We start from the raw sequence: 13,212 nt of genomic DNA on the forward strand, positions 1-13,212 counted from the left end.
GGCTTTTTTATGGCTATTTATGTTAACTCATTGAAATCCCAGATTTGATCCATCCATCCTTCATAGAAGTCTGGTTCATGGCAAACCATGAGGATAGAACCCTTGTATTCTTTCAGAGCTCGTTTGAGTTCGTCCTTGGCATCCACATCCAAGTGGTTGGTAGGTTCGTCAAGAACAAGGACATTGTTTTCACGATTCATCAAGAGACAGAAACGCACCTTGGCTTGCTCTCCACCTGACAAGACTTGAATCTGGCTTTCAATGTGTTTAGTAGTCAAACCACAACGGGCAAGAGCAGCACGGACTTCTGCTTGGTTAAGAGCTGGAAAGGCATTCCAAACTGCTTCCAGTGGCGTCTGACGATTGCCTCCTTCTACTTCCTGCTCAAAGTATCCGAGTTCTAGATAGTCTCCACGTTCAACCTCCCCAGCAATTGGAGGAATGATGCCCAAGAGACTCTTCAAGAGGGTTGTTTTCCCGATACCGTTAGCACCGATGATGGCAACCTTTTGATTGCGTTCAAAGGTAAGATTTAATGGTTTAGTAAGGGGACGGTCATACCCAATCTGCAAGTCCTTAGCTTGAAAAATAAATCGTCCAGGTGTACGAGCCATTTTGAATTCAAAGGACGGCTTTGGTTTCTCACTTTGAAGCTCAATAATGTCCATCTTGTCCAATTTTTTCTGACGAGACATGGCCATATTACGCGTTGCGACACGTGCTTTGTTTCGAGCTACAAAGTCCTTGAGATCCGCAATTTCTTTCTGTTGACGCTCATAGGCTGCTTCCAGTTGTGATTTCTTCATGGCATAGACTTCTTGGAACTGGTAGTAATCGCCTGAATAACGAGTCAACTGTTGATTTTCAACGTGATATACGATATTGATTACATCGTTTAGGAAAGGAATATCGTGAGAAATAAGAACAAAGGCATTTTCATAGTTCTGGAGATAGCGTTTGAGCCAGTCGATATGTTCGGCATCTAGATAGTTAGTAGGCTCGTCAAGCAGCAAGATATCAGGCTTTTCAAGAAGCAATTTGGCTAAAAGCACCTTGGTTCTTTGCCCACCAGACAAAGCTGTTACATCCGTGTCCATCCCAAAGTCCATGACACCAAGGGCACGCGCCACTTCATCAATCTTAGCATCTAATGTATAGAAATCACGACTTTCTAAACGGTCCTGAAGTTCTCCAACTTCTTCCATCAATGCATCAATATCAGCGCCCTCTTCTGCCATTTCCATATAAAGGTCATTGATCCGAGCTTCGGCTTTGAATAATTCGTCAAAGGCTGTACGCAAAACATCACGCACGGTTTGACCTTCTTTGAGCACAGCATGCTGGTCCAGGTAACCTGCTGTCACGTATTTAGACCATTCCACCTTACCTTCATCAGGTAGCATTTTACCAGTCACGATGCTCATGAAGGTTGATTTCCCTTCACCATTGGCACCGACCAGACCGATATGTTCACCTTTTAAAAGACGGAAAGACACGTCTTCAAAAATCGCACGGTCTCCAAAACCGTGACTCAAATTTTTAACTTCTAAGATACTCATTCTAATTCCTTATCTTGTTTCTATGTAGTAGTTTATAAAGGACCCAAGCCAGGTAGCCACCCAAAGTATTGGTCCATAAATCATCAATCTCAAATACCCGGTTAAAATCAAAGAAAAAGTCTAAGACCAGCTGTGTACATTCGATTCCAAGGCTCAGTAAAAAACTAAACAGAATCACTTTTTTCGTTTTTCTTAAACTAGGTGTCAGATAGAGAAGTTGGAACATCAATGGGAAAAGTAAGAGAATATTTAAGGCGTTTTGCAAAAAAATCCAGAATAGCTGTAAAAGACTGGTCACTTCACCCAGTTTCCAAAAAGAGTTAAAAGGCGTCAAAAGAAAAACCAGGCGTCCAAAAGTTTGAATACCTGGAGTTTCCACTCCTGTAGGAAGTTGATGCTGGGGAGTAAAACAAAAACAGATGATACAAAGACTGTAAAATAGCACTCCCAAGCTTAGTAATGTTTTTCGTTTCATATTATGGATTTAGTTCTGCTACTGCTTTTTGGCGATCACGTTTCATGGTGTTTGAACGCAATTGACCACAAGCTGCATCGATATCAGTGCCGTGTTCCTGACGGACTACACAGTTGACACCATGTTTTTTCAAGGTATCATAGAAGGCCATCACACGCTCTTTTGGACTACGACTGTATTGGTCATGTTCAGTAACTGGATTATAAGGAATCAAGTTGACATAAGATAATTTCTTGATGTTTTTAAGCAATTCAGCCAACTCAAGCGCTTGTTCAACTCCATCATTGACCTCATTGAGCATAATGTACTCAAAAGTCACACGACGGTTGGTTGTTTCGATGTAATACTCAATCGCTGCAAAGAGTTTTTCAATTGGAAAGGCACGGTTAATCTTCATAATGCTTGAACGAAGTTCATTGTTTGGCGCATGAAGAGAAACAGCAAGGTTAACTTGTACACCTTCATTGGCAAAGGCACGAATCTTATGAGCCAAACCAGAAGTTGATACGGTGATATGACGAGCACCGATAGCCATTCCCTTATCGTCGTTAATAGTACGAATAAAGTTCAAAACGTTATTGTAGTTATCAAATGGTTCTCCAATACCCATAACAACGATATGGCTAACACGCTCATCTTGACCACGTTCGTCAAAATATTTCTGTACCAACATAATCTGTGCAACGATTTCCCCATTATTAAGGTCACGTTGTTTCTTGATCAAACCTGATGCACAGAAGGTACAACCGATATTGCATCCTACCTGAGTTGTTACACAGACGGACAAACCGTAGTGTTGACGCATCAATACTGTCTCAATCAGCATCCCATCTGGCAACTCAAAAAGATACTTCACAGTACCATCTGCTGACTCTTGAACGATGCGTTGTTTCAAAGGATTGACTACAAATTGGTCATTGAGCTTTGCAATCAAATCCTTAGACAAGTTAGTCATTTCTTCAAAGGACTGAACACGTTTACGGTAAAGCCACTCCCAGATTTGGTCAGCACGGAATTTCTTTTCTCCCTGTTCCAAGATCCATTCTTGCATTCCTTGACGTGTTAAACTATAAATAGACGGTTTCATGGTTTCTCCTTAAACTCTAATCTTTCTTACGGATGACGAAATGACGTTGTTCTTTTTCTTCACTCTGAGATTTCTGTTCTTTACGACGACGTCTATTTCTCATATCTGTGTTATTCCGTTTCTTGTTTTGAGGAATTTTCTTTCCTCTTCGAGTATCCTTTTCTTCCTCTGTTTTTCTCATTTTTTGATCAAACGGTGCTCGTTTAGGAGCTTCATTTTCTAGGACAAAATAGGCACATCCATAGCTACAATACTCGAGGAGATAATCTTGTAAACGACTGATTTCCTCGAGAGATTCTTCAGCTCTCTCATTTTTGTAGAAACCACGTAAGCGTAACTGTTCATTACTCCAGTCTCCTACAATATAATCGAACTTAGTTAAAACTTCTGAAAATCGTTGAGTAAATGCCGTTGCATCAAAGGCTTCCTTGCTATTTTCAACTAAGTTAAAAGTAAAGCCTTCCGCTTCTACTTTATCTCCAGACAAATGAAATTCAGGACCAGGGAATTTATTGTAATTATATAATTCAGGTGCAATCTCTTTACGCATACTATTCCTTTTTAACGTTTACTTAATACTCTATTTTACCATATTTTTGCCATATTTTCACCTTTTATTTCAAAACGAAAAAAGTCTGGCGATTTAAGCAGTGATTCGTTGAAGATTATTCCATTTTAATTCAAGAAAAAAACTGGGAATTCCCAGTTTTTTAATAATTACATATAAAGGAACTTGAAGAGTATTACTGCTGCAATACCAGCTGCAATCGGTGCAACTACTGGTACCCAAGCATACCACCATTTTGAATCTCCTTTGTGTTCACCAAGGATTGACTTTGGAAGAACAGCATGAAGGAGACGTGGTCCAAGGTCACGAGCTGGGTTCAAACCTGGTCCTGTAGGTCCACCTAATGAAGTAACTAAGGCCATTACTAGGAAACCAAGAGCCAAGTGAGCAACAGCAAGTCCTGGTGATAAGAACGGAGCTACTTGAGTTTTTGCTTGCTCAAGTGCTGCTGTGACTTGTTCTTGAGGAATTGTTTGACCTTGAGCAGTTGCTTGTGCCACTTGATTGTTAATCAATGCCTGAGATTTAGCAACTAATTCAGCACCAAAGTAGTTCTTCGTCATTGCCATAGCTGCAAAGAAGAGAACGAAAGAACCGATAAACTCATTGACGAAACCATTGACAGATGCTGCAAAGCGGGATTCTTTTGTTCCTTGATCAACATTTGAAATAGTTGAGAAAGTTCCCAAGATATTATTTGGGTTTTCTGTTTTCAAGTAGTAAGGACGATGAGCTGCAACAACCAAAGCTTGTCCAAATATTGCTCCCAAAACTTGTGCGATAATGTATGGTACTACTTGAGCCCAAGGGAAAAGTCCGCTAACTGCTAGACCAAGAGTGAAGGCTGGGTTGATGTGGTTACCAGAAACATTCCCAAACATCAAGGCAGGGATCATAACCCCCATACCGTAACCAACAGCGATAACGAGCCAGCCACTTTGGTGACCTTTCGTACCTTTAAGTTCAACGTTAGCAACAGCACCATTCCCTAAAATGATCAAGATGGCTGTTCCCAAAAATTCAGTGGCATATTTGACTGCCCATGTGAAATCCATTGATAGATTCTCCTTAATATTTTTTAGACAATCCTTATTCTATCAATTTTTAGAGCTTTTAGCAACAGATTTTCTAAAAGAATCTAAGGAGAAAACGTTTTTATTTCAACTACTAAAAAAAGACTTAACAAAGTAAGTTTGTTAAGTCCTAATTCTTATTATTCTTTACGAAGAGCAAAGTCATGAATCATCTGATCCATTTCTTCACGACTTGGTGTCGTTAGCATATAAAGATAGTCTCCTTGCAATTCAGCAAAGGCTGCTGGCATGATTTTCTTTACCTTGAACTGCTGGCTGTATTTGGCAAGCAAGTCCTCTTCTGAATAAACATAGTTGGCATTGGCACGGCGTGATGTTGCTAAACAATAAAGTGGCTCAAAGTGAGAAGCTGGGAATGGCTCACCAGCAACGATCGCTGCATATCCCTTGTACAAGTCGAAAGAGTGGGCGTAGTTATAAACATCAATGGTAAAGCCACCAGCTGGACGATTATTGTATTCAATGGCGATGTAATCACCGCCTTCACGGAAGAACTCGATATGGAAGAAACGTTCTCTCATACCAAACTCTTTGACAATAGCCTCACCATACTTACGCAATTTTGGATCCATCTCTTTGAGAACGTAATAAGAATTGTCCATCTTGTAGATCATGAGATCGAGGGGTGTATGAGCATAGTCAAAGGTCGTAGAAAAGACGATATTCCCATCTCTATCTACCAAACCATCGAAGGTACAGATTTCACTAGATGTGACAAATTTTTCAAAGAAATAAACGGTTGAGTGGTCCCATTCAGTCTTAAAGTGATTCACATCATCTTCTGTTTCAAGCTTGAAGGTTGCCGCTGCTCCAACTCCATTGTCAGGTTTGGCAATCATGGGAAGTCCAATTTCTTTCACAGCTTTATCAACATCTGCTTCTGTTTCAATTACCGCACCTGGTACAACTGGAACTCCAGCTTTTTGGAAGAGTTTCTTCATTTCGGACTTGAACTTAGTCTTCTTGAGGTCTTCTGGTTTAGCACCAAAAACATTGAACTGTTCACGAAGGGCAGCATCCAACTCTAGCCAGTATTCATTGTGTGATTCAATGCGGTCAATTGGTCCATGTTTATAGAAAAGAAAGGCAACTGCACGTTTAACCTCATCGATATTTTCAAGATTATCAACTCGGAAATATTCAGTCAAACAATTGCGCAATGGTTCATCTAGTTGTTCATAGGGTTCTTGACCAATCCCTAGAACTGTGATTCCTTTATTAGCTAGTTCAATGCTAAATTGTTGGAAATTTTGTGGATAATAGGGGGAAATTACAAGATAATTCATAAGCAACTCCTTTTATAGACTCATGTGACCAAGGAAATAAGGCATTTGTTTGCGCCACCATTCCCAGTCGTGAGCGACATCGTATCCCCACTCTGCAAACCAAGCAGGGATTTGTTTTTGATCAAAGGCTTCTTTGAGCTTGTAGTAAGAAGGTAGCCCATCATGTTCCCAAGCACCGAGACCTGTACAGATGACAATCTCAGCCTGACGGTAACGGTCGATAAACCAGCCATCATTTTGATTCCAGATATAATCTACTGGCGAATTTTGATAGATGGCGTCGTCATTGTAGTAATCACCGACAAAGAAACGTGCATCGTAGACACCACTAAGGGCAATGACTTTCGTGAAGACATCTGGATGTTGCAGGAAGAAGTTAAGGGCATGGTAAGCTCCCATGGAGCAACCTGTTGTCATCATACCATCAAACCAGCCCGTCTTATGTTTGATAAAAGGAATGGCTTCTTCAATCACATATCGTTCATAAGCACGGTGCATTTCAGCCTGGTCATGACCGTTTTTCCATGTTGCAAGCCAGCTCTCGCTATCGACACTTGAAAGCGTAAAGAACTGGACACGACCTTCCTCGATGAAGGACGCACAAGCATCAATCATGCCAAAATCATAGTATTCATTGTGGCTTCCACCTGAGGAAGCAAAGACAACAACTGGGATACCCGCATGTCCGTATCGATTGACATACATTTCACGATTTAGATTTCCACTCCAATGGCTAAGATGTTCAATATTCATATCCTGTCTCCTTTATACTATTTACCAATTTTCTGCAAAAAAGCGTAGGCAAGGTGGAAGATTTTCTGACCATGGTACTTCATGATGAATAGCTCCAGCCTGAACTTTGAGTGAGAGATTTTCCAACTGCACTCCTCCTGCTATCAAATCATGATAATAGCGAAGGGAAGAGTCGATATAGGCCTGCTTAATGTTACCAGCCATGAGCGTCTTATCTGTATCATCTGCTTCTTCAGTTCCAACGTAGATAAAGACTCGTTGGTCAGGTAACAGTTTTTTACGCTCAATATAGCGATCAAAAGCCTCTTGGTGAAGCCAGTTAGCTGATGAGAAAACTCCCAAGCAACCAATTTGATCTTGATATTCTAAGCCAATAAACTGGGTAATATTACCACCCAAAGAAGATCCAATCATGGCAGTGTGTTTACGGTCTGATTTTGTACGATAGGTTTCATCGATAAAGGGCTTAACCACTTCCATGACAAATTCTGCGTACTCGACACCCTTACCACCAAATTGTTGGCCGGGAATGTTGGACTCTTGAAATTTCCAAGCCGCATACTCATTCATACGTCCAAGGCCATCATTGTCAATCGCTACGATAATCATGCGACTGATATCCGGATTTCGCTTGATAGTCGGGATAATCTTCCAGGAATGACCAACATAGGATTCCTTACTATAAAAAACGTTTTGTCCATCATGGAAATACACAACTGGGTAACTTCTATCCGTGTCTTTTTCATAGTTTTTTGGAAGAAGAACACGGACTCGTCGCTCCTTACCTGTGTAGGGAACCACTAATTTATGTTCTCGCATTTTCAGGTAAAAATAAGATTGATTCATTGTCAGAAAACTCTCTATATTCAAAATTTTACCTAATTATATCATAAAAATAGAAAAAAAGTCAGTTTCCGTCCAACTTTAGGACAATAAACTAACTTTTTTACTTATTTTATCTTTTCCTCTGGTTTGTCTGATTAGAGGAGATTGTCAATTAACTCATCGACTGCGTCCTTCTCAGCTTGAGGCGTAATTTCAGTAATCATAATTCCTGCTACTGCACGCTCTACCAATCCTTCAACATCCATACGGGCTTCATACTGCTCTGCATTTTTAATTTTAGGATTTGTTTTGGGACGATCGGGTGCAAAAATCGTACAACAGTCTTCAAATGGCTGGATAGAAATTTCAAAGGTATCAATTTCTTGCGCAATGTCAATAATTTCTAGCTTATCCATAGTTACAACTGGACGGATAATTGGCGTATTGGTCACAGCATTGATTGCCTGCATACTTTCAAGAGTTTGGCTGGCTACTTGTCCAAGGCTTTCCCCATTGATGATGACCAAACCATTTCGTACCTCGCGAATACGGTCTGTAATCCGCATCATAAAACGACGGGTCAAGGTCATGAGATAGGCTTCTGGAGCCTTAGCCTTGATCTCTTCTTGAATCTCAGTAAATGGCACTTCGATAAACTGGATATTGCCCCCAAACTTAGTCAATTTGCGAGTTAAATCTTGGGCTTTTTTAAGGGCACCTGGACTGGTGTAAGGAGGACTCGCAAAGTGAACAGCCTCAATATCTACACCACGTTTTAGAGCTAGATATCCAGCTACTGGTGAGTCAATCCCACCTGATAACATGAGCATACCTTTCCCAGAAGTTCCAACTGGTAAACCACCCGCACCACGAATAGTTTCATAGGAAAGGTAGGCTGCTTCCTCACGAATCTCCACTTGAAGATTGATATCAGGATTTTTCATTTGGGCTTGAATGGTCGGAATAACTTCAAAAACTGCTCCACCAAGCGTTTGATTGAGTTCACGACTATCAAGTTCAAAGTTGTGATCACTACGTTTGCTTGAGATTTTAAAGGTCATGCCTTCCTTATAGATGTCCAGCATAATCTCTTGGACAGCAGATTTAAGAACTTCTACGGATTTTTCAACCTTGTATACTGGAGAAAAGTTTTGAATCCCGAAAACTTGCTTGAGAGACTCTGCCACCGGCTCATAATTTGCCCCATTCAGATAAGCGTGAGCACGGTCACGGTCCGCAGTCACTTTGACTTGAGGATAGATAGATAAAACGTCTGAGATATTATTACGAAGTTTATTGATGAAACGCATACGGTTTTTACCTTTGGTTGAAAGTTCCCCGTAGCGAATCATAATTTCTGAATATTGCATGAATACTCCTATCTTACTTTTCTAGTTTGATTGTAAATTAATTTCAACTTGGTCAAAAATTGCTCAACCTGGCTCATGTCATTTTCTAGATCCATACTAAGTCGAACTGCTGACTGGGCTTTATCCTTTTCGATTCCCATAGCAATCAAGGTACCAGCAGGTTTTCCTGCCTTGGACGAGCAAGCAGAGGTTGTGGAGATAAAAATATCATAGTCTTCAAATGCGTGAACAATGACTTCCCCACGAACTCCCTTAATCCCAAAGGTTAAAATATGAGGCGCAAAGTCCTCTTCACCTGAAAAGACAAAAATATCAGGATAATCAAGAAGGGCTTGACGGATGATTTCTTTCATCTGACTCGTTTTGCTAGCAAACAAGTCGAGTCTCTCCATAGCCAAACGCAGAGCCTTGGCTGTCGCAGCAATACCTGCTACATTCTCAGTTGTTGAACGATAGTCACGCTCTTGGCCACCACCAGTTAAAAGCGGTGTAATTTTCTTTCCAGACTTGATATAGACAAAGCCAACACCACGAACTCCGTGAAACTTATGACTCGAGAAGGTCGCAAAATCCACTCGGTCAGTTAGGAAGGATTCTGTCGGAATCTTAGCTAAAGCTTGAACTGCATCAACATGGAAGGAAATCGTTGGCTTATCTGCCAAAAGTTCTGAAATAGCTTGAATAGGTTGAATTGAGCCAATTTCATTGTTAACAGCCATGATAGAAATAAGTGTGGTATCAGGTCGTATTAGACTTTTTAATACCTCCAAATCCACAAAACCTTGCTCATCTACTGGTGCAAAATCCACTTCAAACCCTTGAGTCTTCAACCAAAGGGCTGATTCCTTGACTGCTGGATGCTCAATAGCAGACACAATAATGTGTTTCCCAAATTGTGCTTTTTCAAATGCAACCCCTTTGATAACCCAGTTATCTCCTTCAGTTCCACCAGAAGTAAAGAAGATTTCTTCACTTTTCTTACCAATCAAATCTGCTATCTGATGACGAGATGCCTCTAAGATTCTGGTAGACTGGTCTCCCAAACGGTGAAGGCTAGAAGGATTTCCAATAATTTTTGCAGACACCTGCATATAGGTTTCAAGTGCTTCTGGATAAGGTTTGGTCGTAGCCGAATTATCAAAGTAAATCATGGTTTCTCACGCTTTCTAAAATCACTTCTTCTATTGTAACACGAAACAGTTCAGGCGACAAGAAAGGCAATTCAGGTTCATTTAAGTTTTTTTTAAAGATTTTTAGTATAATCTATCATGACAAAGGAGAGAAATTATGTCTAACTATCGAAGAAGTTCAAAACCCAAAACCGAACACATCAAAAAAGGATTCACTGTTTTTCAAAAAACCATTGCAACTCTAGGGAGTATTTTAGGCTTAATCACTGCCAGTATCACTATTATGAGTGCTATGGATAAAAATAAAAAGGAACCAACTCCTAATACTCAGCAAACAACCATCATTAGAGAGGGAAAAAATGAATCTCGAACAGACACAAGGGTAAATAACGAAGAAAATCCTGTCAAAGCTAAAGAAGATACTCAACCTGCTAACAATCAAGAAGACAATAAAAAAGAGGACAACAATAACAAGTCTGAACAGCCTGTCACCTCATCTTCAAATAACCAAGCCCCTAAAACAGATACAACACCGACTACCGCAGCTTCAAATAACAAGAATCCTTAATTTTTAAAAGTCCTAACAATTACAAAGATTAGGAACATACCAAAACAAGCTAAAAAATCATAAAAAGCAAACTAGCGAGAAATTCACTTGTTTGCTTTTTTTTATATGTTTATTAAATAACTGACTCATTTTGACATAAGTTATTTGTATTGATTTACTGTTGCAAGACTTTTCGAGGTTTTGTTCCTTCAGCAGGACCAATAACTCCAGCCATCTCTAATTCTTCCATCAGGCGAGTTGCTCGATTAAATCCGACTGATAGTCGGCGTTGAATCATGGATGCACTTGCTTTTTGTGTCTCGATGACAAGAGCTTTCGCTTCTTCAAAAAGTGGATCTCCGGCATCATCGCTAGAACCAAAATCACCTTCTGTCTCAGACACTTCTCCTGGGTCAAAGCTTTCATCATAATCAGCGTCTGCTTGAGCCTTGATGAAGTTTACGATACGTTCAACATCATCATCTGAAATAAAGGAACCTTGGAGACGAACAGGATGATTTTCATCAATTGGCTTAAAGAGCATATCTCCTCGACCGAGTAATTTCTCAGCACCATTTTCATCCAATATCGTACGTGAGTCCGTTCCAGAAGATACAGCAAAGGCTACACGAGAAGGCACATTTGCCTTGATCAAACCAGAAATAACATCGACTGATGGACGCTGGGTTGCAAGAATCATATGGATACCAGCTGCACGCGCCTTTTGTCCGAGACGAATAATAGCATCTTCTACCTCCTTACTAGCAACCATCATGAGGTCAGCCAACTCATCCACAATCACAACGATAAATGGAAGCGGAACTTGCTTGTATTCTGATTGAGCGTTAAATTCTTCAACCTTAGCGTTAAAACCAGCAATATTTCGAACTCCGACTTTGGCGAAAAGTTCATAGCGGTTTTCCATCTCATCAACGACTTTTTGAAGGGCCTTACTGGCCTTACGAGGGTTAGTCACAACTGGAATCAAGAGATGAGGGATATCGTTGTATACTGAAAGCTCAACCATCTTAGGATCCACCATCATAAACTTGACCTGGTCAGGGCGAGCCTTCATGAGAATACTTGCGATGATTCCGTTAACCGCAACAGATTTACCAGAACCAGTAGATCCAGCCACTAGCAAGTGAGGCATTTTAGAAAGGTCAAAGGTTCTTGCTGTACCATTTACAGCTTTACCTAGAGGAATTTCTAAAAGATTTTCAGGTTTTGTTTGCGACTGTTCCCAAAGTTCGCGGAAGGATACAGTTGCAATTTCTGAGTTAGGAACTTCAATACCGACCAAGGATTTCCCAGGAATCGGTGCTTCGATACGTACATCTTTAGCAGCCAAAGCCAAAGCTAAATCGTCTGCTAGGTTTGAAATACGGTTGACACGGACACCAACTGCAGGTTTAACCTCATACTTGGTCACCGACGGACCGATTTCTGCTCTTTCTACAGTCACTTTAATACCAAAACTTGCGAAGGTTTCTTCCAAAATCTTGATATTCTCCCGAACGATTTTCTTTTCTTTAGACTGATCTTTTGGTTTATCAGGTGCAAAGAGTTGCAAGCTTGGAAGCTTATACTCTAAGGCTTTTTTAGCAGAAAAATCAACCTCTACCTCTTCATCTTCTTCTTCTGGAAAAACTTCTTCCTCTGGATAATCCCCTTCTTCAGGATAATCAAAATCGGCTTGAGGGAGAATAATCTCAGGTTCTACCCATTCTTCTTCTGGAAGCGGAGGAAATTCTTGCAAAGGTTCGTCTGATAAAATTTCTCCAGTTTCCATATCTACAGGCGTTATGTCAAGCAAAGCCTGTTCTTCTTTTTCTTTCTCAAGCCTTGCTTGTTCTTCAGATTCTCTTCTTGCCTTTTCTTCTTCACGTTTGATAAAACGTTCTTGTTTTTTCTGTTCGTGTCGTTCCATCCAAATTGCAAATCGAGCAGAAATAAAATCAGCGATATCGTAGATTGACCATGGACTCATTAAAAGGGCTCCGATTAGGATTAAGATTACCCCGATGAAATAGGTACCGATGTTTGAGAACAGAAATGCTACTGGAATGTAGAGTATAACCCCTATCAAACCTCCACCAGCAAAGCTAGTCACTTGAAAGCTGGTTAAATCTTTAACGATTTGTCCGGCTGTCCCTTGTAAAACAGCGTTTGCCATACTAAACTTGCAGACCAGATAAGCTTGAAAGATGAGGAGCAAGCCTGCAAAAATAAAGAAGAAACCTGCTAACAAGCCTTCTTGCTTATGAATCCATTTAAATAAAAATAGATAGATTAAAAGAGAGAAAATAGTCAAATAAGCTAAACTCCCCACGAGTAAGCGAATCAGGTTATAAACAGTAATTCCAACAACTCCCCATTTGAGAGCTGCAAAAATTAAACAGATAGCCAAAGCTAAGGAAATCAACATTCGTTGAATCGCTTGCTTTCTTTCTAATTCTGCTTTAGACGGTCTTCGTCTTGATTTATTTGTATTCTTGTTTGCCATGCTTCTATTATA

General features: G+C 40.3%; 12 protein-coding genes. 1 reads left to right on the forward strand and 11 read right to left on the reverse strand.

Annotation, left to right across the window (positions count from 1 at the left end; genetic code table 11):
• Positions 1-17: 17 nt before the first annotated feature.
• The 10 genes from abc-f to HMPREF9180_RS07020 all read right to left on the reverse strand — a co-directional run bounded on the left by abc-f (position 18) and on the right by HMPREF9180_RS07020 (position 10,168).
• On the reverse strand, positions 18-1,559 hold the full coding sequence (gene abc-f, locus HMPREF9180_RS06975) for a ribosomal protection-like ABC-F family protein (RefSeq protein ID WP_006145811.1): 1,542 nt from the start codon (positions 1,557-1,559) through the stop codon (positions 18-20).
• 1 nt (position 1,560) lies between these two features.
• The gene (locus HMPREF9180_RS06980) at positions 1,561-2,034 is read right to left on the reverse strand and encodes a VanZ family protein (protein WP_006145812.1); all 474 of its coding nucleotides are present in this window, start codon (positions 2,032-2,034) and stop codon (positions 1,561-1,563) included.
• 1 nt (position 2,035) lies between these two features.
• The gene (gene rlmN / locus HMPREF9180_RS06985) at positions 2,036-3,121 is read right to left on the reverse strand and encodes a dual-specificity RNA methyltransferase RlmN (RefSeq protein WP_006145813.1); all 1,086 of its coding nucleotides are present in this window, start codon (positions 3,119-3,121) and stop codon (positions 2,036-2,038) included.
• 16 nt (positions 3,122-3,137) lie between these two features.
• On the reverse strand, positions 3,138-3,671 hold the full coding sequence (locus tag HMPREF9180_RS06990; protein WP_006145814.1) for a YutD family protein: 534 nt from the start codon (positions 3,669-3,671) through the stop codon (positions 3,138-3,140).
• A gap of 167 nt (positions 3,672-3,838) precedes the next feature.
• Entirely contained in the window at positions 3,839-4,744 is a 906-nt protein-coding gene (gene gla, locus HMPREF9180_RS06995) for an aquaglyceroporin Gla (protein ID WP_006145815.1), read from the reverse strand.
• Positions 4,745-4,902: 158 nt separating this feature from the next.
• The gene (locus HMPREF9180_RS07000; RefSeq protein WP_006145816.1) at positions 4,903-6,069 is read right to left on the reverse strand and encodes an ATP-grasp domain-containing protein; all 1,167 of its coding nucleotides are present in this window, start codon (positions 6,067-6,069) and stop codon (positions 4,903-4,905) included.
• Positions 6,070-6,081: 12 nt separating this feature from the next.
• Positions 6,082-6,822, reverse strand: a complete 741-nt coding sequence (locus HMPREF9180_RS07005) for an esterase family protein (RefSeq protein WP_006145817.1) — start codon at positions 6,820-6,822, stop codon at positions 6,082-6,084.
• Between the two features lie 21 nt (positions 6,823-6,843).
• Positions 6,844-7,668 carry an alpha/beta hydrolase gene (locus tag HMPREF9180_RS07010; RefSeq protein WP_006145818.1) on the reverse strand — a complete coding sequence of 275 codons (825 nt, stop codon included), beginning with the start codon at positions 7,666-7,668 and terminating at the stop codon, positions 6,844-6,846.
• A 134-nt stretch (positions 7,669-7,802) separates the two neighbouring features.
• Positions 7,803-9,017 (reverse strand): tRNA uracil 4-sulfurtransferase ThiI, encoded by a 1,215-nt coding sequence (gene thiI / locus HMPREF9180_RS07015; RefSeq protein WP_006145819.1) that lies wholly within the window; start codon positions 9,015-9,017, stop codon positions 7,803-7,805.
• 8 nt (positions 9,018-9,025) lie between these two features.
• Positions 9,026-10,168, reverse strand: coding sequence for a cysteine desulfurase family protein (locus HMPREF9180_RS07020; RefSeq protein WP_006145820.1), 1,143 nt, complete (start codon positions 10,166-10,168; stop codon positions 9,026-9,028).
• Between the two features lie 136 nt (positions 10,169-10,304).
• Between HMPREF9180_RS07020 and HMPREF9180_RS07025 the strand changes: the two genes are divergently transcribed.
• Complete coding sequence (locus tag HMPREF9180_RS07025; RefSeq protein ID WP_006145821.1) at positions 10,305-10,715, forward strand: DUF6556 family protein; 411 nt, start codon at positions 10,305-10,307, stop codon at positions 10,713-10,715.
• A 154-nt stretch (positions 10,716-10,869) separates the two neighbouring features.
• Here HMPREF9180_RS07025 and HMPREF9180_RS07030 read toward each other — a convergent pair whose 3' ends face one another.
• Positions 10,870-13,200 carry an FtsK/SpoIIIE family DNA translocase gene (locus HMPREF9180_RS07030; RefSeq protein ID WP_006145822.1) on the reverse strand — a complete coding sequence of 777 codons (2,331 nt, stop codon included), beginning with the start codon at positions 13,198-13,200 and terminating at the stop codon, positions 10,870-10,872.
• Positions 13,201-13,212 lie beyond the last annotated feature (12 nt).

It is taken from the genome of Streptococcus peroris ATCC 700780, from assembly GCF_000187585.1.
In the GTDB taxonomy this organism is placed as follows: Bacteria; Bacillota; Bacilli; order Lactobacillales; family Streptococcaceae; genus Streptococcus; species Streptococcus peroris.

Coding starts and splice junctions, on each gene's coding strand:
- abc-f (WP_006145811.1), bottom strand. CDS start 1,559: ATGAGTATCTTAGAAGTTAAAAATTTGAGTCACGGTTTTGGAGACCGT.
- HMPREF9180_RS06980 (WP_006145812.1), bottom strand. CDS start 2,034: ATGAAACGAAAAACATTACTAAGCTTGGGAGTGCTATTTTACAGTCTT.
- rlmN (WP_006145813.1), bottom strand. CDS start 3,121: ATGAAACCGTCTATTTATAGTTTAACACGTCAAGGAATGCAAGAATGG.
- HMPREF9180_RS06990 (WP_006145814.1), bottom strand. CDS start 3,671: ATGCGTAAAGAGATTGCACCTGAATTATATAATTACAATAAATTCCCT.
- gla (WP_006145815.1), bottom strand. CDS start 4,744: ATGGATTTCACATGGGCAGTCAAATATGCCACTGAATTTTTGGGAACA.
- HMPREF9180_RS07000 (WP_006145816.1), bottom strand. CDS start 6,069: ATGAATTATCTTGTAATTTCCCCCTATTATCCACAAAATTTCCAACAA.
- HMPREF9180_RS07005 (WP_006145817.1), bottom strand. CDS start 6,822: ATGAATATTGAACATCTTAGCCATTGGAGTGGAAATCTAAATCGTGAA.
- HMPREF9180_RS07010 (WP_006145818.1), bottom strand. CDS start 7,668: ATGAATCAATCTTATTTTTACCTGAAAATGCGAGAACATAAATTAGTG.
- thiI (WP_006145819.1), bottom strand. CDS start 9,017: ATGCAATATTCAGAAATTATGATTCGCTACGGGGAACTTTCAACCAAA.
- HMPREF9180_RS07020 (WP_006145820.1), bottom strand. CDS start 10,168: ATGATTTACTTTGATAATTCGGCTACGACCAAACCTTATCCAGAAGCA.
- HMPREF9180_RS07025 (WP_006145821.1), top strand. CDS start 10,305: ATGTCTAACTATCGAAGAAGTTCAAAACCCAAAACCGAACACATCAAA.
- HMPREF9180_RS07030 (WP_006145822.1), bottom strand. CDS start 13,200: ATGGCAAACAAGAATACAAATAAATCAAGACGAAGACCGTCTAAAGCA.